18 protein-coding genes are annotated in these 17,781 nt (G+C 51.5%); all 18 read right to left on the bottom strand.

Annotated elements, in window-relative coordinates:
• Nucleotides 1–97: 97 nt before the first annotated feature.
• The 18 genes from nadX to EDM55_RS16645 all read right to left on the bottom strand — a co-directional run bounded on the left by nadX (nucleotide 98) and on the right by EDM55_RS16645 (nucleotide 17,753).
• Entirely contained in the window at nucleotides 98–880 is a 783-nt protein-coding gene (gene nadX / locus EDM55_RS16730; RefSeq protein ID WP_122960833.1) for an aspartate dehydrogenase, read from the bottom strand.
• Nucleotides 881–1,684, bottom strand: coding sequence for an alpha/beta fold hydrolase (locus tag EDM55_RS16725; RefSeq protein ID WP_259676089.1), 804 nt, complete (start codon nucleotides 1,682–1,684; stop codon nucleotides 881–883). It lies immediately after the preceding gene.
• A 119-nt stretch (nucleotides 1,685–1,803) separates the two neighbouring features.
• Nucleotides 1,804–2,346 carry a cupin domain-containing protein gene (locus tag EDM55_RS16720; RefSeq protein ID WP_092275816.1) on the bottom strand — a complete coding sequence of 181 codons (543 nt, stop codon included), beginning with the start codon at nucleotides 2,344–2,346 and terminating at the stop codon, nucleotides 1,804–1,806.
• 115 nt (nucleotides 2,347–2,461) lie between these two features.
• On the bottom strand, nucleotides 2,462–3,211 hold the full coding sequence (locus EDM55_RS16715; protein ID WP_122960831.1) for an ABC transporter permease: 750 nt from the start codon (nucleotides 3,209–3,211) through the stop codon (nucleotides 2,462–2,464).
• Nucleotides 3,212–3,217: 6 nt separating this feature from the next.
• On the bottom strand, nucleotides 3,218–3,979 hold the full coding sequence (locus tag EDM55_RS16710; protein WP_092275822.1) for an ABC transporter permease: 762 nt from the start codon (nucleotides 3,977–3,979) through the stop codon (nucleotides 3,218–3,220).
• A complete protein-coding gene (locus EDM55_RS16705; protein ID WP_092275825.1) occupies nucleotides 3,979–4,773 on the bottom strand; it encodes an ABC transporter ATP-binding protein in 795 nt (264 codons plus the stop codon). The genes EDM55_RS16710 and EDM55_RS16705 overlap by 1 nt, the downstream gene beginning before the upstream one ends.
• 110 nt (nucleotides 4,774–4,883) lie before the next feature.
• Nucleotides 4,884–5,918: an ABC transporter substrate-binding protein gene (locus EDM55_RS16700; protein ID WP_092275828.1), complete on the bottom strand. Its 1,035-nt coding sequence runs from the start codon at nucleotides 5,916–5,918 to the stop codon at nucleotides 4,884–4,886.
• A 210-nt stretch (nucleotides 5,919–6,128) separates the two neighbouring features.
• Entirely contained in the window at nucleotides 6,129–6,947 is an 819-nt protein-coding gene (locus tag EDM55_RS16695) for a dienelactone hydrolase family protein (RefSeq protein ID WP_092275831.1), read from the bottom strand.
• Nucleotide 6,948: 1 nt separating this feature from the next.
• Nucleotides 6,949–7,746: an IclR family transcriptional regulator gene (locus tag EDM55_RS16690; protein WP_092275966.1), complete on the bottom strand. Its 798-nt coding sequence runs from the start codon at nucleotides 7,744–7,746 to the stop codon at nucleotides 6,949–6,951.
• A gap of 58 nt (nucleotides 7,747–7,804) precedes the next feature.
• On the bottom strand, nucleotides 7,805–8,764 hold the full coding sequence (locus tag EDM55_RS16685) for a VOC family protein (RefSeq protein WP_092275834.1): 960 nt from the start codon (nucleotides 8,762–8,764) through the stop codon (nucleotides 7,805–7,807).
• Between the two features lie 14 nt (nucleotides 8,765–8,778).
• The gene (locus EDM55_RS16680) at nucleotides 8,779–9,564 is read right to left on the bottom strand and encodes an SDR family NAD(P)-dependent oxidoreductase (RefSeq protein WP_092275837.1); all 786 of its coding nucleotides are present in this window, start codon (nucleotides 9,562–9,564) and stop codon (nucleotides 8,779–8,781) included.
• 21 nt (nucleotides 9,565–9,585) lie between these two features.
• Nucleotides 9,586–10,095, bottom strand: coding sequence for an aromatic-ring-hydroxylating dioxygenase subunit beta (locus EDM55_RS16675; protein ID WP_092275840.1), 510 nt, complete (start codon nucleotides 10,093–10,095; stop codon nucleotides 9,586–9,588).
• A 21-nt stretch (nucleotides 10,096–10,116) separates the two neighbouring features.
• Nucleotides 10,117–11,421, bottom strand: a complete 1,305-nt coding sequence (locus EDM55_RS16670; protein ID WP_092275843.1) for an aromatic ring-hydroxylating dioxygenase subunit alpha — start codon at nucleotides 11,419–11,421, stop codon at nucleotides 10,117–10,119.
• Between the two features lie 39 nt (nucleotides 11,422–11,460).
• Nucleotides 11,461–12,738: an MFS transporter gene (locus EDM55_RS16665; protein WP_092275846.1), complete on the bottom strand. Its 1,278-nt coding sequence runs from the start codon at nucleotides 12,736–12,738 to the stop codon at nucleotides 11,461–11,463.
• A gap of 91 nt (nucleotides 12,739–12,829) precedes the next feature.
• Nucleotides 12,830–14,275 (bottom strand): aldehyde dehydrogenase family protein, encoded by a 1,446-nt coding sequence (locus tag EDM55_RS16660; protein WP_092275849.1) that lies wholly within the window; start codon nucleotides 14,273–14,275, stop codon nucleotides 12,830–12,832.
• A gap of 16 nt (nucleotides 14,276–14,291) precedes the next feature.
• Nucleotides 14,292–15,977: a thiamine pyrophosphate-binding protein gene (locus tag EDM55_RS16655; protein ID WP_092275853.1), complete on the bottom strand. Its 1,686-nt coding sequence runs from the start codon at nucleotides 15,975–15,977 to the stop codon at nucleotides 14,292–14,294.
• 22 nt (nucleotides 15,978–15,999) lie between these two features.
• Nucleotides 16,000–16,791, bottom strand: coding sequence for an SDR family oxidoreductase (locus EDM55_RS16650; RefSeq protein WP_092275856.1), 792 nt, complete (start codon nucleotides 16,789–16,791; stop codon nucleotides 16,000–16,002).
• Between the two features lie 44 nt (nucleotides 16,792–16,835).
• The gene (locus tag EDM55_RS16645; protein ID WP_092275859.1) at nucleotides 16,836–17,753 is read right to left on the bottom strand and encodes a VOC family protein; all 918 of its coding nucleotides are present in this window, start codon (nucleotides 17,751–17,753) and stop codon (nucleotides 16,836–16,838) included.
• Nucleotides 17,754–17,781 lie beyond the last annotated feature (28 nt).

Genomic DNA, 17,781 nt, shown 5'->3' with positions numbered 1-17,781 from the left:
TACTCCTTTCACTAAGGGACATGCAATTGGTACCTTTTCACCTATTGTAGTCGTCACAGGGTGGCGTAACAAGTGCGAACCGTGGAAAATCCACTGCTTAGCCTATGGTAATGCGCTCTGTTTGCTTTTTCAGCGTCGAGAGAACACTCAATGCAGCCAAGTAACTCGTCTTTGGATTGTCCGGCATCGGGTCATTCTCCAGACGAATATTCATTTTCCCAAAAGATCCAACTGCCTCGATGCAATGAGTGTTTTTCGTTGCCTCTGGGTCTGCGACAATCTTCACGCTCGTTTGATCACAGCCGAGTCCAGCCAGTGACAGCACGATCGCCACGTTGATATTTTTCGGGAATTTGCTGATGGCTTCTGTAGCTGTACCGAAAAATACGACTTCCTCTACCTCTACCTGACGCCCCAAAAGGGAGGCTGCTGGCTTGCGTGTCGTCAAAGATACTTCGTCCAGCTGCCCCAGAGCCATTGCCGAGTGGATCACATCCAGCCCGCCGATGGCACCTGAGGGCAGATAAATTTTAGTTCCCAGCTGGCGACAGAGCTCGTTCAAACGACCGTACAGCTCAGGATCTACCAGTGCCCCTACGCTGATAACCACCAATTCCTTGCGCTTGGAGATGACCAGCTCCGCATAATCGCGGACAGCCTCTACCGTCGCTGCTTCGACGACGATATCGATTCCGGAAGACAAAAATGCCTCCATATCCGTAAAGGCCCGCGTTCCGTACGTGCGCTCCCACTCGTCTGCCACCTCAGGCTTGCGCAGATAAACGGACTCGACCAGGCTGCCCGGCAGCTTCTGATCCACGTTGATGCTTTTGATCAGAAATGTCGCTACCGTACCCCCACCAATGATCCCAATCTTCATTTACGCTTCCCCCTTGTTGTATGTCTGCAGGAAGGAAAGCACGAGACGGTTGAATTCCTCCGGTTGCTCAAAATAGCACAAATGCCCAGCCTGTGGGATGAGCTTCAGAGTAGAGCCGGCAATTTTCTCCTCGACAATGCGCGATTCTGCTACAGGCGTGACTTTATCGTCTTCTCCGCAAATGAGCATCGTCGGCATTTTAATAGAAGAAAGCAGCTCTGTCTGGTCCGCATTATAAAGCGAATAGGCGACGGAACGGTATCCCGGCGGCCTCACCATCGACATGATGCGCTTCGCCTCCGCAATCATTTCCGGCTTGGCGTATGGGGAAAACATGTCTGGCGTCCTCAGCTCAGCCAGCTTTTCGGGTGACGTTTCCACGTTGTGAATGCGGTTTTGCAGCTTGCGTTCGTTCGTCTCCGGATTTGTCCGTCCACCGCGTGTGCTAGCCGCCAAAATCAGCGCTTCCACGGAATCCGGATACTTCGCACAGAACTCCATCGCGGTCGTACTGCCCATCGAATGCCCGAGCAGGAAAATCTTTTTAAAGCCCAGAGAGTCAATAAAGCCTTTCAAAATATCCGCCAGCTCGCCAAATGTGCGGAACTCCGGATCTGGATCGGAGCTGTCTCCGTAGCCGGGCGTGTCCCATGCAATGACTTGGAAATGCTCCTGCAAGCCTTCGAGCTGTCTTGACCACGATTGAGAATTATTGCCCAAGCCGTGCAGTAAAATGAGCGGTGCCCCTTCTCCTGCCGTCCGGTAGTGAATGGAGAGGTTTCCTACTTGTGCGTATGGCATCATCGATCACCTCGAACAATCATTTTCGTCCAGAAATGAAAAGACCCGGCTGTGCTGTAAATGCCGGTCCTTTCGCTGTATAGGAGGGAGCCTGTGGTGGCAGGCCCCCATACAGTTCGCTCTTATTTTTGCTCTTCAGCTGCAGCTGCTGCTGCTGCTTTTGCTTTTGCGCGCTCTACGCGGATGGCTTCCAGGTCGCTGCCTTCTGGATAAGTAGGGATTTGTGGTTTTGGAGCGCCCAGCATAACAGCCATGATCGCTTCTTCGTCACCTACGTTGCGAACACCGCGGTAGTAGCCTGGAGGAGACCAGATGCAATCGCGCTCGCCAAGTGGAATTTCATGAACAGTGTCGCCCAATTGAACCAATGCTACGATTTTCCCTTTGATCACGAAGAATACTTCTTCTACGTCGCTGTGCAGGTGCAGAGGACCTTCAGCGCCTACTGGCAGATACATGTTGCTCAGTGTGAAGTTGCCTGCTTGGATTACGTTGCTGTCAGTTGTAGCTACGCCGCCAGTACCTACATAACGACATTGTGCACGACGGTATGCTGGGCTTACTTGCTCTTGGAAAGAGAGTGCATTGTAGTCAAGCTTTCTAGTTTCCAGACGCGCTACGAACTTTTGTTCAAATTCTTCAATAGTGATGTTTTGTTCACTCATGGGTAATGCCTCCCTGTTTTGTTTTATATAAAAAACAATGTTTTGTATTTAAAATTATTATACGGCCGATTTTATCAAAAGTCAATATTCGAAAGTGTGAGATAATTGTATGAAACTACTGCCAAAATACGTATTTTCTCTGAATCACCTGTAGCAGCAGGTTGAGCAAATACCCGACCAGCGTAATCAACAGCACACAGGCCAGTACCTTTTCCTGCATCAGAGAGGCCGACATGTAGCTGAGCAGATATCCCATTCCAACGGTCGAACCGATCATCTCTGTCAGAACGGCGATAATAAATGCGAGTGGAAGAGCGATTTTGAGTCCCGTAAAAATAGTCGGCATCGTCGCAGGCAACAGGATGCGCCAGAAAATCTGGCTGCTGCTCGCTCCCATGTTTTGCCCTGCCCACAGATAGATCTTGCCGACGCGGGTCGCTCCATAGTAGGTATTGAGCACGATCGGAAACAGACATTCAATGAAGATCAGGGAAACCTTCGACGCCGAGCCAAGGCCGAGAATAAACACGAGGATCGGGTACAGAGCCACACGCGGGATCGGATATCCGAGGGAAAACATCGGCTGCATCACATCATTGAGCTTGGCCGAACGGCTCATCAAAAGCCCGAGCGGTACACCGACTACCGCTGCCAGCGCAAATCCGGCGAATACCCGAAACAGTGTCGTCGGCAGGTTTTCCATCAGCATGCCGGACGAAATCAGATCGATTGCGACTACCACGACCTTGCCGAGAGAGGGAAACAGGCGCTCCGGCATGACTTGCATAAAGGCAATGATTTCCCATGCCACGACGATCCAGATCAGTGATTGGTATTGAACGATGATATTCCAGCCTTTTTTCATATCTCTCTACCCCCTGTTCTCCGACCACCAGAGCAAACGTGCGCGGACAGCCAATAAAATGCGGTCAAACAAAAAGCCCAGCAAAGCAATGACGAAGATGGATACAAACATCAAATCAGTTCGACCCGCCATATCAGCAGTCAAAATCATAAAGCCCAGTCCCAATCCGTTGGAGGATCCAATCATTTCGGAGGAAAACAGCATGACGAAGGTTAAACCGAGGGAAACGCGCAGCCCGTCAAATATCTTGGGTAGCGCAGCAGGCAGAATGATCTTCCACAAGATTTGTATGCGGCTTGCTCCCATGTTTTGCGCAGCCCAGACGTAAACTTGCTTCACTCCGTGTACGCCGTCCTGAGTCGCGATAAAACAAGGGAAAAAGGCTGTCAAAAAGATGAGCAGAACCCGCGTGGTATCGGAAATACCGAACCAAACCATCAGGATGGGCAGTAACGCGATCTTCGGTACCGGGTTCAAGACATCCACGATCGGTGTGAAGAATACTCCGATCGGCTTAAAGTAACCAGCAGCGATCCCGAGCACAATCCCCACGACGGCCACCAGCAAAAATCCGAGCAGCGAGCGATAGAGACTGGCTGCCGCATTGGAGAACAGATCCCCGCTCATGACCATGGCAAGCAGCTCTTTGCCAATCACGGCAGGACTGGACAAATACTCGGGAATCCACTGCAGCATGGCAAGCAGCTGCCACAAGACCAGGAGAACAACGACTTCGATCAAGGCTATTTTATGAAGGCGTTTATCCATTAAAATTCATCCTCTCCACTCTTGCTGTGTTCTTGATGGAGCAAGTCCCAAATGTGGTTGCGAATATCCATGAACTCCTGCGTTTTGTGAACATCGAGCTGACGAGGTCGCGCAAAGTCAATTTCGATGATTTCTTTAATGACGGCAGGACGACCGCTGAAAACGACTACGATGTCACTCAAAAAGACAGCTTCATCGATATCATGCGTGACGAACATCACGCTTTTGTTCGATTCCTGCCAAATGCGCTGCAGCTCTACCTGCATCTTTTCACGTGTCTGGGCGTCGAGTGCCCCAAACGGCTCATCCATCAGCAGAACGTCTGGATTGAAAGCAAGGACACGCGCGAGGGAGATACGCTGCTTCATCCCGCCAGACAGCTCGGACGGAAGATTGTTGCGGAAGTCCCACAGGTGGACCAGCTTGAGGTAATGCTCCACGATTTCATCCCGCTTGGCCTTTTCCACTCCCTGAACCTCGAGTCCCCATGCCACGTTGTCGTAGACGTTTTTCCAAGGGAACAAAGCTGATTCCTGAAACATCATTCCCCGGTCCGGACCCGGCTTGTCTACTTCCTTGCCGCGAATGCGGACAGTCCCCGTAGACTTCGGAATGAACCCGCCCACGATGTGCAAAAAGGTACTTTTTCCGCATCCGCTGGGTCCTACGATACTGACAAATTTGCCTTCTGGAATTTGCAGGCTGATCTCCTGAATCGCCGTGACCTCTTCTTTGCCTCGTGTGTATACCTTGCGCAGCTTCTCGATATCAATAGCGGGTGTCTGTGTTGACATGACAACTTCTCCTTCGCTGTGTTTTTTTGTCGTACAACCATATAGAAGCGGCCCCTATATCGGGACATAGGGACCGCCACTTCACGAAATAGGCTTTGGGTGGTGCTTGCCTATTGTGGCAAATAGGACATGTCGATGATCGTATTCAGATCAACTGGCTTGTCCAGCCATTTTTCCTGCAACAAAATGTCTTGTACCGCTTTCCAGCCTTCCGGATCCACTTTTCCGTCTGTAGAACGGTTGTTGTCTGTCAGATTGATATAAATCTCTGGATCCGCTTTGACTTTTTGTTTTTCGATCAACAATTTACGAGCTTCTGTTCCATTTTCGTTGTAGTACTTCAGTGCAGCCACGTAATCACTGAGGAAGTCTTTCACGGCTTGCTCGTTGTTTTTCAAAAACTCTGGGTTCACAAACATCGACAAAAAGTCCTCATCTGCTTGCACGCCAGTCTTTGCATTGAACACTTCTTTAAATTCTCCCGCTTTCAGAGCGGTTGCTCCAAATGGCTGCGGGAACATCCCGATGTCGATCTTCTTGGACTTCACCGCTTCTGCCATCGAAGGAATCGGAATAATCGCATATTTCACGTCCTTATCCGGGTCCATCCCTGCGGAGCGAATCGCGGCGCGTGCCCACATGTCTGTCGGGGATTTAAAATCAGGAATTCCGATTACCTTTCCTTTTACATCCGCCATGCTGTTGATTCCTGAATCCTTCAAAGCCATGAACGGGGTATTAAAGCCCTTGCCAGGAGTCTCTTTAATTACAGAGGCAATTACCTTGAGCGGAATGCCTTGGGAAGCTGCGACTAGCGTAGCGCCTTGACCGATCGATGCGATGTCGATCTGATTGGCCTGGTAAGCGTTCAGTCGGTCGGCATTGGCACGGAACTGGGTGATGTTCAGGGTGTAGCTCTTCCCTTGGTGTGGTGTTAATTCCGGATTGACCTGCATCAGCCACAACGGCTCCTCAGACGAAAAACCGCCGCCTAATCTGATTTCTACCGGCTGATTTCCTCCCGCTGCGGCTTGTCCGCCAGATGCTGCTCCTGAAGATGGTTGGGCAGATTGCCCTGACCCACAGGCTGTCAATCCAACCGCTAGGCCCAAAATCATTGCCAGTTTTCCCATGTTTTTTCTCATACGCAACCCCCTGGAAATTAATTACTAGTGTTTTACATGAAAAACGTGGTTTTGCTATTTAAATATAATGTCCAGGTTATATAATTGTCAATATTGAAAACCGTTGAAAAAGTCACAAAATTATTTACTAATAAACGAAAAGTTATTGAAAGTAAAAAAACCCCCATCTCCTGAGCCATATTCGCTCGAAGAGATAGGGGTTGCGTTTTTTTATACCAATACTTGCTTGAAAAAAGCCAATGTCTTTTCCCATGCGTCACGGGAAGCTTTCACATGGTAAGCTCCGCGCGTATCGTTGAAGAAAGCGTGATGCGCTCCCTCATATACTTCATAGGTGAAAGACTTGTCCGCCTCTTTCATCGCGCTGACGAACTCAGGCAAGTGGGCATTGATCTTCGCATCCAGCTCGCCAAAGAATCCGAGAACCGGGCACTCAATCGTCGCTACCTGTTCTTTGTTCAGCAGATGTCCGTAGTAGACCACAGAGCCTGCCAGGTTCGGCACAGAGGATGCCAGCTGCAGTGAGAGAGCTCCACCCATGCAATAGCCCGTAGAGGCGATTTTTTGCCCTTTGGAAAGCGCGTAGCCCTCGAGGAAGCTCACCGCTGCCTTCAGCTTCTCCAGCAGCTGCGGGAATAGCTTCAGATGGGCAAACACATCCGCGTATGTAGCGCGCAGCTCTTCGCGTGCTTTTGGCGGCTGCTGCTCCAGTGCCGCTTCCCTCGCCTGCGCGTCGTGCCAAGCCGGCGGCGGCAGCGTTTCGAGAAAAGCCTTCACTTGCTCGATGCGCTCCTCCGTCAAGGTCTCCGGGCGTTTTCCCTCTACCGCAAACAGGTCAGGCGCTACGGCCAAATACCCTGCCTTTGCAAAGCGATCCGTCAAGTCCCGGATATGGGCATCTGTCCCCCAGATCTCCTGAATGACGATGACCACAGGCAGAGGCGTTTTCGCGCGCGCCAGCCGGGACGTGTACAGGCGGTGCTTCACGCCGTCTTGCTCAAAATGAATCCATTCTGTTTGTAAGGACAACTCATACCCTCCTTTGTGGCTGCCGATAGCCGTAAAAAGCAGAGAGCTTTTCAGCGGATTCGCAAATCGCCGGCAGTACGTATTGTTCCACACGCTCCATCGGTAATAACGATTCATGGGCAGCTACACTCACAGCGGCGACTGCACGGCCTGACTCATCAAAAATCGGGGCAGATACCGAACGGATTCCAACCTCAAACTCACCGCTGCTGACCGAATAGCCTTGCCTGCGAACGACGTCCAGCTCTTTGAGGATCGATGTCATCATGGTCTTCGTATCTTTCGTATACGACTGGAGGTCAGACAGTAGAAGAAGCTCTTCCCACTGCTCTCGCGGCTGAAAGGCCAAAAGAATTTTGCCGACCGCCGTCGCATGAGCTGGCAGACGTGAGCCGACCGACACACTGACGGTGGAAGGACCTCTCGCCTGCTGAACCGCTACAAACACGACAGCCGTATCATCCAGAATGCCGATGTGAGACGAGCCACCCGTCTCGTCGCGCAGCTTCTCCAGAAACGGCCTCGCCACTTCGGTAATCTGCAGCGTGTTCAGGTAAGCAAATCCGAGCTCCAGCACTTTTGGGGTCAATTCGTAACGTTTTGTATCTTCATTTTGCTTTAAATAGCCGAGAGACTGGAGTGTAAACAATAACCGAAACGGTGCCGTCCGGCTAATCCCCAATTGGCCTGCAATCTCCACAAGAGAAAGCGTTGGTTGCTCTGCTCTGAATAGCCGTAATATTTCCAATCCCCTAACAAGGGAGCTGGAACTGTACCGATCTTTTTCTTCTTTTGCCAACGTCTTGTCTCTCCTTTCTGGAACCTGCGGCATCCGTCCCACCTACCATTTACTCCACTTACGCTTCGAACTTTTCCAACAGCTCGATAATGACATGGTAGTCAGAAGTCGTATCCATGTAAGCATAGCGACCTGTACCGTTAAAGAAGTTCCCCTTTTGAATCACAGGATATCCTTTTTCCTCCAGGATGGCAATTTTCTCATCCATGTTTTTCACGTGGAAGGAAATATGATGGACACCCTCGCCTTTTGTCTCGAGGTGTTCCTTCCAGGTGCTTGGGGAATCGCCTGGCTCGATCAGCTCAATCTCGATCATCGGGGTCTTGATGAACAGGAAGCGAGCTTTCGCCTCAGTAGGCTCGCCACGGTAAACGACTTGTGTGATTTTGCTGTCGCCTTCTTTCAGCACGGTCGGCTTTTCTATGCCCAAAAGCGCGCAGTACGCTTCAGCTGCTTCATCCAGATCTTTTACGACAACCGCGATCTGCGTCAACGTGTCGGTGCCCAGAAGAGGCTGTGGATCGTCTGCTGTTCTTGGTTTTACAGGAGGAATCGGCTGTGGCTCATCGCGCTCCAACAGCTCTACCATCGTTTTGCAGGCAGGAACAGTATTTACGTAGGCATAACGTCCTTTGCTCGCAGTGAATTCGCCGGTTTGAATGACGCCATAGCCGTTTTCGCCGAGAAGTGCCAGCTGCTTTTTCATATCGTCCGTATTTACAGCTACATGGTGGATACCTTCCTGTTGGTTCAGGAAGTCACGCATGGTGCTTGGCTCCTGATCTGGCTCGATCAGCTCGATCTGTACGGATGGTGTGTTGATGAAGATCAGCTTATTGCGTGCAGGAGTTGGTACTCCGTTGTAAACGATTTGAGAAATTTCCTGTGTACCTGTCAAAAACCAGTTCGGCTTCTCAATTCCGAGCAGAGTGGCAAAAGCCCCAGCCGCTTTTTCAATGTCCTTTACGACAAAGCAAATCTGGTTTATCTCGCTTGTTCCGAGCAGTGCTTGTGTCATGTCTTTTTTCCCCCCTATCCAAGTCCGCGTACGACCAATCCTCCGTCGCTGGCCAATACTTCACCGGTAATCGCACGTGCTTTATCTGATGCCAAGAGGACGTACGCCCCGACGTGATCCTCTGGTTCCATTGCGATTTGCAATGGGTTGCGGCGCTTGATGCTCTTCGCCTTTGTTTCGTTGTCAACCACATTGACAAAAGGACGCAGAGGTGGAATCACGGATAAGGCTGTCAATGTACCGCCTGGAGCCACAGCATTTACCCGAATATCGGGTGCCAATTCGAAAGCGAGCTGCCGCAAGAGACCGATCTGCGCATGCTTGCTCGCGGTGTACCACACGCCCCCGCCATCCGGGTAAAAGCCTGCACCGGACACGGTGAAAATCATGTTCCCCCGCGTCCGTTTCAGTTCATCCACTGCCGCTTTGGCAGCGAAAAAGCTCCCTTTTACATTGATGTTAAACAACATGTCGTAGGCATCGGACATCGCCTGTGGGGTAACATCGACGAATTTCGCAAATGCGTCAAACACGCCGGCATTGGAGACGAGAATGTCCAGCTTCCCAAATGCCTCGACTGCACATTGCACCGCTCGCTGATGGTCCTCGTACACAGTCACATCACCCGTGATGGTACGGACGCTGTCGCCGAGGTGCTGTTCCAGCTCGCCCAGGCCGTCCGCCGAGCGATCCAGTACCGTTACAACAGCTCCTTCTTTGATGAAGGCCTCCACTACCGCCTTGCCGATTCCGGAGGCTCCCCCTGTGATATACACTGATTTTCCCGCAAGCTCTGCCATGCCCGTCATGCCTCCCTCTCTCTATACGAAAATTGCCAGGTTACGTGTATTGATGGTGGTTTGGTCGATAACGAAGAAGCGCTTTTTCAGCTTCCACTCGCCGTCTACATACACGAATTCATCGGTACGCTCACCCGATACGATGTCGTGGTGAATGTCGGTCGAACGGCTGCGATACAGAAGCAGGTAGCTTTTCACCACTGCTTTTTCGCCCGGAGCATACTCCTCTACCCGCACGTTGTTCACCGAGCGGCGTGTCCGGGACGGAGGAATCTCCGCCCAAGCGTAGTCGGACTTCAAACGCTCAACACGAAGGGACAGCAGGTGATGATCGTCATGGAAGGCGAACATGTCTGTCGCGTAGTCAGGACGCTCGATCCCTTCTTTGTTTACGCGGACTGGCATTGAGTACATAATTTCGGGATGCATCAAAGCAAACCAGCCGTCAAAATCGATATCATCCAACAATTTTGCTTCACGGTACAACCATTGCTGGAATTCGTAAGTAGCCAGCATCATTTCCATGCTCATCGACTCTTCCTCCTTAGGCAATTACGAGTTCATCAGGTTCAGCCAGTAGCGGTAGTAGTTCCGGGAGTTGGCTTCCGAGAATTTATCTCCATAGGCAACACCTGGTCCAGGGAAATCGGTCACAGGCTCACGGTGCATACCCATTGTGTAGTTGTAAGTCAGTTGCTTCGCAAAAGGCATCGTCCCCGAAGCCGCTTGGGTGATATCGGTAAATACTTCCGTGTCGTCCTGCTCAAAAATACCGGACGGGCTAAACGTCAGGATATACGCTTCACGGGAACGATATTTCCAGTCTTCGGATGCATTTTTCTCCACCAGGAACCAGGTCATGACTTCCATCTTGTCTGGTCCAACTGGCTTCCACAGGCGCATCGTGGTGTTGGAAACAAGCTGTCCTTTTACTTTCGTATGGGATACCAGAATGGACAGGTTCGGGAACAGGGTACCGATCAAGTTTTTCATATTGGAAATCAGATCGAACTGCTCAGGTGTCAGGTTTGCCTTGTACTCGTCTTTCAGCTCTTCCGGGAACGGGAAGTCAGGGTTTGGCATCCCGATCAGACATCCATGTCCGTTATCTGTATGAACCTGATAGCCTTTTTTGGAGTAGGTTGCGCTTGGCACCATGCCAAGCTGTGCGATCGATCCGTGGGTCACCATCGTATGATAGGAGTCACTCACGAAGTTATCCGAACCGATTTTCCAGTTGGAATGGACGATGAATTTTTGTGGCGGTCCCACAACTTCCATCTCCGTACGGCCGAGCCCAATATCCAAATACCATTTGAAATCGCTGAGGAAATCATCCAATGGCTGCGGATTGTCGTTCCATGTACCAAAAATCAGACCGCGATACGTATCGATCGTTACTTTGTTCAGGCCCATTTTGGAGGTATCGAGTCTACCGCCGTAAATGTCATTTTGCAGTGGAACCCCGATCAGGTCGCCGTTATTTTTAAAGTTGAAGCCATGGTACGGACAAGTGAAATTCGCTTTGTTTCCATGATCCGCACGGCAAAGCTTCATCCCGCGGTGGGTACACATGTTGTAGAAAGCACGGATTTCACCGTCTTGTCCATGAGAAACAATGACGGAGTAACCAGCCAGGTCGCGGAGCATGTAGTCATTTTTGTTTGGAATTTCGGAAACGTGGCCGAGCAATACCCACGTTTTCATGAAGATTTTTTCATGCTCCAGCTTGTAGATCGTAGGGTCCGACAAGATATAGGCGGGAATGGCACCCTCTTCCGGGTTCATTGTCTCGTTCAGGTATTGAAGGGCTTCATCCCTTGTCATTTCATCCAAGCGCACTTCTGGTTTGCCCATGCGTTTTCACTCCAATCTCAGAATTACAGTTATAAAAACTTATGATACAGCTCGAGCACGTTCTGCCTGCTTGATTTGCACGGCCTCCGCTGCTTCCCGTTTCAAGGTAAAGAGGTAAGCGACGAAGCCGATCAGGGAGATGGCGATCAGCATCAAGATCGATGGTCCGAAATCTCCGCCGGAAAGGTCGCGCATCCAGCCCATGATGTAGCTCGCAAAACCGCCCAGAATGTTCGTGAAGCCCATCAAGCCAGCTGCGCGTCCGGCCGTTTCAGGGGTAGAGAATTTGACAATGAACAGGTTACTCAGATGGAATACGCCGCCTTGTGTTCCCATGGCGAGTCCGATGGAGATCCCCGCAATGATCGGGTTGGTCGCACTCACGGCAATGCCGAGGAAGAGCGCACAGAGTCCGAATAAAATCGCTGCGAGCAGGCCAGGACGCTTCGTCTTATCAGCCAAGTAGCCGCACACCAGTACGAAGACGAGGGCAAACAGCCAGGAGAGAGAAGTAATCCCTGCCATTGCTTCGCGAGCAAAGCCTTTGCCTTGTGTCAGGTAAGTCGGCAGCCAAATGCTCAATCCGAAGAACAGGAAGGACGCCACCAGCATCCCGATCCAAACGATCCAATAACGGAAATCCTGCGCAAAGTTTTGCTTTTCTTCCACGTTTCCATCGTTGCTGCGGATAAAGGCCAGCTCTTCTTTGCTCAGCTTCGGATGATCTTCCGGCTTATCTCGCGTCATGAAGTAGAACATCGGAATGTTCAAGATCAGGTTACAAGCAGCCAGAATGAAGAAGGAAGAATGCCAGGTCAAGTTGGCAATCAAGACGGACAATACGAGTGCTCCAAGCGCTGGTCCCAGATAGTTACCGGAAATCCACGAAGCTTGTGCACGACCCAGCTCATTTCGATTAAACCAGTTGGCAATAAATTTACCGGACACCGGGATCATAATTCCTTCCCCGATCCCCAGGATAATACGAGAAAGCACAAACATTTCATACGATGTGGAGAGACCAGCCATCACCATGGTGACAGTCCATACCGCAATCCCCAGCATGGCTGTCTTCCGCGCTCCCAGCTTGTCGATCACGACGCCCCAGAACAAGTTAGACAAGGCGTATGCTACCGTAAAAATAAAGGTCAAGAACCCGATTTTCGCATTTTTATCCGGACCGGTCAGTCCCATGTCCTGCAGAAAGCCCGGATCTGTCTGAATGACAGAAATCCCTAGCTTATCGATCTGGCCAAAGAACCAAAAGAAGAAGATTGGCAATGAAATGTAAACCCATCGCATGTTTTTGCTAAGCATGTGAGCAACAACCCCCTGATGACTGGACACGCAATATTCAGTCTTAGTTGAATGGCAACTTTGGCAAAAGCTTCTGGTCTGTTAGTCGTTGTTAGTTGGCAAATCCGTAGGTATCCGCAAAGAGGTCGATACCGCACATTTGTGTTTCACGGCTAAGTCCGCTCTCTTTCAAGCCTGGGAAATCGTAGTGCAGATCTTGGAAAATCGTATGGTTATTGAAGAAAACCGCCCCTGCATCCAGACGATCAGCAAATGTCTCGGCAACGCTCTGATCTGCCGTCCATACCGAAGCACGCAGGCCGAACTCTGTGTCGTTCGCCATCGCGATCGCCTCGTCCAAATCGGAATACTTCAGTACGGGAATGACTGGACCGAACTGCTCGGCACGTACCAGCTCGCTCGATTGATCAAGACCAGTTGCGATCGAAGGGAGCAGGAAGTAGCCTTGACCCCAGGATTCTTCATCCAGCTTGATACCGAGTGTATCTACCTGAGCACCCGCTTGCTTTGTGCGCTCGATCAGGCCTGTCACGTAGTCGTATTGCGCTTTGTTGTTGATTGGGCCCATCATAGCGTCTGGCTGCATTCCGTTCCCTACGATCATGCGGCCAAACTCGCGAGTCAGCTTGCTCATGAACTCTTCGTAGCGCGACTCATGCACGTATACACGCTTGATCGCGGAGCAAACCTGACCGGCTGCTCGGAGAATCCCCATGCGAATGCGTGTCATCGCGGTTTCGTCGAGAACGGCATCTGGCAGGATGAGCGCCGGATCGTTTCCGCCCAGCTCCATGTACAGCTTTTTCACAGTACCGGCAGACATGCTCATGATACGCTTTCCTGTTTCGGTACTTCCTGTAAAGGCAATGGTACGAACGCGCGGGTCAGCGCAGATCTGCTCTCCGACCAAAGCGCCGGAACCGGTAACGATATTGATGACACCCGGAGGCAAGTGCTCTGCTACGACTTTAAGCGTTGCCAAAACAGTCAACGGGCAGTCTGTAGCTGGTTTTACTACGACCGTATTTCCTGCAAGAATCGCAGGGACCACGCGTTTGAACGTAAGAATCATCGGAGAATTCCAAGGAGAGATAACGGCTGTAACCCCTCTTGGTCTTCTGCGCAGCTGAACCATTTGTCCACCCGGGATGGATTGCGGCTCCCACCATTTGACCAGGGCATCTGCCCCCTGGCTCATGATTTCCACACAGCGCATGATGTCCTTTTTCGCTTCTACCTGCGGTTTCCCGTTTTCACGAACGAACAGGGGAACCGTTTGCTCAATGATCGGCGCCAAGTGCTTGGAAGCCTCTTTTACCAGCTCCGCCCGTTTTGCGGCAGGCGTAGATGCCCAAGCCGGAAACGCCTGCTCAGCAGCATCGATCGCTTGCTGAACATCTTCCTTGGAGCAAAGAGCGACTTGCCCTACTACCTCTGTGAGAGAAGCGGGGTTGGTCACATCTGTGACCTTTGCCCCTTTTACCCACTCACCATTGATCAGAAATTGGCCGGAAATGCTAGGATATGCGTTTGACATGGATGATCAGGCCTCCTTACAATTTTTTCGGCTTGAATGCATCTGCTGCTCCAGGAGGGCCTCCGAACGGCTTGGCCATTGGACCGACAGCATTCATGTCGACGACGATCATGGATGGCTTTCTGCGAGCAACTGCTGCTTCCAGCTCTGCTACGAACTCATCCGGGTTACCAATGCGATTGGCTTCAAAGCCCATGGATTTTGCCAGCATCACAAAGTCTGGGCTCACCAGATCTACGGCAACTTGGCGTCCGTATGCAGCATCCTGGATGTTGCGCAGTACGCCATAGCCTTGGTCGTCAAAGAGAACGACGATCAGCGGCAGGTTTTCTTGAACGGCTACCGGCATTTCGCCTACGTTCAGCATGTATCCACCGTCACCAGCCATCAGGACGACGACGCGATCCAGACGACCTGCTTGTGCACCCAATGCTGTTGGCAGACCTTGTCCGATACCACCGCCAGAAGCGTGAATGGATGTGCGAGGCTCGTAGATTTCAAACAGGCGGCTGCCCCATACGTTTGCAGGAACGGTTACGTCGCGAACGAGGATCGCATCCTTCGGCAGGACTTTGCGCATGCCATCGACGAATTTCTCGTATGGACCAAGCGTATCGCGGAGAATCCCGCGGATTTTTTCTCTTACGCCTTTTACTTCTGCTACATAAGCAGCATCTGGCGCTGTGTTTTTGGCTGCCAGGTCTTCATTGATCGCGTTCAGGATCTCTTTCGCTTCACCCAAAAGACCGTGTGTAATCTCGTAGTTGCGGTTGAATGCGCTCCAGTCCGCATCGATGCTGATGTGATCTTCTGGTGCAGTCACTTTCCAGTTGGCTGTTTCATTGCCGCGGAAGCGTACGCCTACACTGATCAAAAGATCGGATTGCTTCAGCAGGTTTTTCACGTCTTCATAGGCAGCGAAGTGACCGATGCATTGTGGATGATCCTCTGGAATAGATCCTTTACCGGATTGGCTCGTGATGACCGCTGCGCCAGTCAGTTCAGCCAGACGGGTCAGCTCTGCAGATGCTTCCGAGGAGATCACGCCTCCACCTGCCCAGATCACAGGACGACGAGCCGCTGCGATTTTCTGGGTTACTTCTGCTGGAATATGTGGAGCTGCGGCAGGAGATGTTGCAGGCTGCATTGCTTCTAGCACGCTGTTTGGAATGATCGCGGATTGGAAATCGATTGGAATTTCCAGCGACACTGGACCGCGTGGAGCTGTTGTTGCATTTTGAATTGCTTGGCGTACTACTGCTGCCGCTTGCTCAGGCTTGCGCAGACGATACGCTTCTTTACAGCAGCCGCTCATCATGGACAGCTGGTCTTTACATTCGTGGATGTATCCTCTGCCTGTGCCCAAGTATTTGGAGGAAACTTCCCCTGTCAAATGCAGGACAGGCGTTCCGGCAGCCCATGCCTCTACCAGAGAACCTGCTGCGTTGCCTGCACCGCTACCCGTACTAGTGATGACGACACCGAGCTTGCCTGTCGCGCGAGCATAGCCGTCAGCCATGTTCGCTGCACCACTCTCACCACGGGAGCAAACGATACGGATGCTGCCCTCGCGCAATAGCGCGTCGTAGATTGGCATGTTATGAATACTTACTACACCGAAAACGACTTCTACTCCGGCGCGTACAAGCTCCGCAACAACTGCGTCTGCCGTTGTGAATTCCATTTGCACATTCGTTGTCATACTCTTCTCTCGCCCCTTCACATTACAGCGCTTTTCCCAAAGCCCCCGCAACTTCTATTGTCGAACCGGATACATAGCTGGCCTGCTCAGACGCCAGGAAGAGAATCACACTCGCAACCTCTTCCGGCTGCCCCACTCGGCCAAGCGGGATGTTCCGTTTTTGTGCCAAATCGTTGTAGTATTCTGTCGGGTCCATATCAGGAGCGTTTTTCATCCGTCTGCGCTCCCATTGATCCGTTGCAATCAACCCCAGGCTCACCGAGTTGACCAGGATGTTGTTCGGTGCCAGCTCGTGGGACAAGGTTTTGCTCAGATTCAACAGTCCTGCACGAGTAGCCGCAGTCGCTACCATGTGACGCTCTGGTTCTTTTGCCAGCGTAGCGTTGATGTTGACGATCCGGCCGCCGCCACGCTTCAGCAGATGCGGATGAACGGCACGAACCGCGTTGATGATGGCAAAGTACTTCAGATCAATCTGCTGTCTCCATTGCTCATCGGTAATGTCGAAGAAGTAGCCCATCACGCTCTGTCCTGCTGCGTTGACCAAAATGTCCACGCCGCCAAACGCTTCGGCTGCTCCGTCGATAAAACGGGTTACGTCTTCTTTATTGGTAACGTCGCAGGTCTCAGCAAATACCTGCTCAGAGGGGGCGAATGCAGCCAGGTGAAGGGCCGCTCCCTCCATGCGTTTTTGATCACGTCCGCAGATGGCAACCTTGGCGCCTTCCTGCAGGAACATTTCCGCTGCCTTCAAGCCAACACCAGAAGTTCCGCCCATGATTACCGCGACTTTATTTTTCAGTCCCAAATCCATCGGTTTATCCACTCCCTTACGCTCGTGCCAAATAGGTAGTTTTCTTATTGCTTGCCTGCAAGCTTGGTTGCCCAGCCCTCGTCCGGATCGCCCTGCATGGAAGCACGCGCTCCTGGTGGTGGTGGTCCTGCAATTCCCCACTGATCCATCAGGTGAGGAACACGCTTCCAAACCAGTGCTTGCCATTTATCGTCATCTTCTACCGTAGTCAGGTAACAGGTGTACTCCATGACGTAGCCGGCTGGATCGCGGAAGTAACAGAAGATGTTGTTACCAGGGCCGTGACGACCAGGTCCCCACATGGGCTCTACGTCTGCCTTGCGAACGTTACCGATACCACGCATCACTTCATCTACGCTCTCCACTTCATACGCGATGTGATTAACGGACGCATGCACATCCTGGTTGAAAGCGAGGGAGTGATGGTTTTTGTTGCAGCGCAGGAAGACCATCTGATGCTCGCTCCAGTCGGTTACCTTGAAGCCCAGTACCTTGGTATAAAAGTCTGTGATCATGTCGATGTCTTTCGTGTTCATAACCACGTGGTTCAGCTTGATTGGATCCACATTTTTCTTGCTCCAGTCTTTCGTGTGGATCTCTACCCAACAGGACAGCTCGATGCAGCGTCCTTCTGGATCGAGGAAACGCAATCCATAGCCTGCGCCCGCTTCGTCGAGATAGCCTGGCTCGGAGACGAGAGGGATGCCCAGCTCTTTCAGCTTTTCAGCCGCGGTATCTACGGCATTCTTGTCAATCATTCCAAACGCGATATGATGCAAACCGCGTTTTTCTCCAGCCTGCAGGTGGAGAATGTGGTTTTCGGATCCGGCTCCACGGAAGTAAACGTTGTTTTCGTCCTCCTGAAGCTTATCTAATCCCCATACTTTTTCGTAGAAATCTGCGTGTTCTTTCAAGACCGGTGTAAACAAGCTGATATGCCGCAAATGGGTGATACCTAGCATCCATTTCACCTCTAATGGTTAGATTTGT

This window comes from Brevibacillus centrosporus, from assembly GCF_003710815.1.
Taxonomy (GTDB): domain Bacteria; phylum Bacillota; class Bacilli; order Brevibacillales; family Brevibacillaceae; genus Brevibacillus; species Brevibacillus centrosporus.
This window is presented reverse-complemented; position numbering and strand designations above follow the sequence as displayed.

Excerpts from the sequence above, each read along its gene's own strand:
- EDM55_RS16720 (WP_092275816.1), bottom strand. The coding sequence starts at position 2,346 with ATGAGTGAACAAAACATCACTATTGAAGAATTTGAACAAAAGTTCGTA.
- EDM55_RS16715 (WP_122960831.1), bottom strand. The coding sequence starts at position 3,211 with ATGAAAAAAGGCTGGAATATCATCGTTCAATACCAATCACTGATCTGG.
- EDM55_RS16725 (WP_259676089.1), bottom strand. The coding sequence starts at position 1,684 with ATGATGCCATACGCACAAGTAGGAAACCTCTCCATTCACTACCGGACG.
- EDM55_RS16675 (WP_092275840.1), bottom strand. The coding sequence starts at position 10,095 with ATGAGCATGGAAATGATGCTGGCTACTTACGAATTCCAGCAATGGTTG.
- EDM55_RS16680 (WP_092275837.1), bottom strand. The coding sequence starts at position 9,564 with ATGGCAGAGCTTGCGGGAAAATCAGTGTATATCACAGGGGGAGCCTCC.
- EDM55_RS16670 (WP_092275843.1), bottom strand. The coding sequence starts at position 11,421 with ATGGGCAAACCAGAAGTGCGCTTGGATGAAATGACAAGGGATGAAGCC.
- nadX (WP_122960833.1), bottom strand. The coding sequence starts at position 880 with ATGAAGATTGGGATCATTGGTGGGGGTACGGTAGCGACATTTCTGATC.
- EDM55_RS16660 (WP_092275849.1), bottom strand. The coding sequence starts at position 14,275 with ATGTCAAACGCATATCCTAGCATTTCCGGCCAATTTCTGATCAATGGT.
- EDM55_RS16710 (WP_092275822.1), bottom strand. The coding sequence starts at position 3,979 with ATGGATAAACGCCTTCATAAAATAGCCTTGATCGAAGTCGTTGTTCTC.
- EDM55_RS16650 (WP_092275856.1), bottom strand. The coding sequence starts at position 16,791 with ATGGATTTGGGACTGAAAAATAAAGTCGCGGTAATCATGGGCGGAACT.
- EDM55_RS16685 (WP_092275834.1), bottom strand. The coding sequence starts at position 8,764 with ATGACACAAGCACTGCTCGGAACAAGCGAGATAAACCAGATTTGCTTT.
- EDM55_RS16700 (WP_092275828.1), bottom strand. The coding sequence starts at position 5,918 with ATGAGAAAAAACATGGGAAAACTGGCAATGATTTTGGGCCTAGCGGTT.
- EDM55_RS16655 (WP_092275853.1), bottom strand. The coding sequence starts at position 15,977 with ATGACAACGAATGTGCAAATGGAATTCACAACGGCAGACGCAGTTGTT.
- EDM55_RS16665 (WP_092275846.1), bottom strand. The coding sequence starts at position 12,738 with ATGCTTAGCAAAAACATGCGATGGGTTTACATTTCATTGCCAATCTTC.
- EDM55_RS16705 (WP_092275825.1), bottom strand. The coding sequence starts at position 4,773 with ATGTCAACACAGACACCCGCTATTGATATCGAGAAGCTGCGCAAGGTA.
- EDM55_RS16645 (WP_092275859.1), bottom strand. The coding sequence starts at position 17,753 with ATGCTAGGTATCACCCATTTGCGGCATATCAGCTTGTTTACACCGGTC.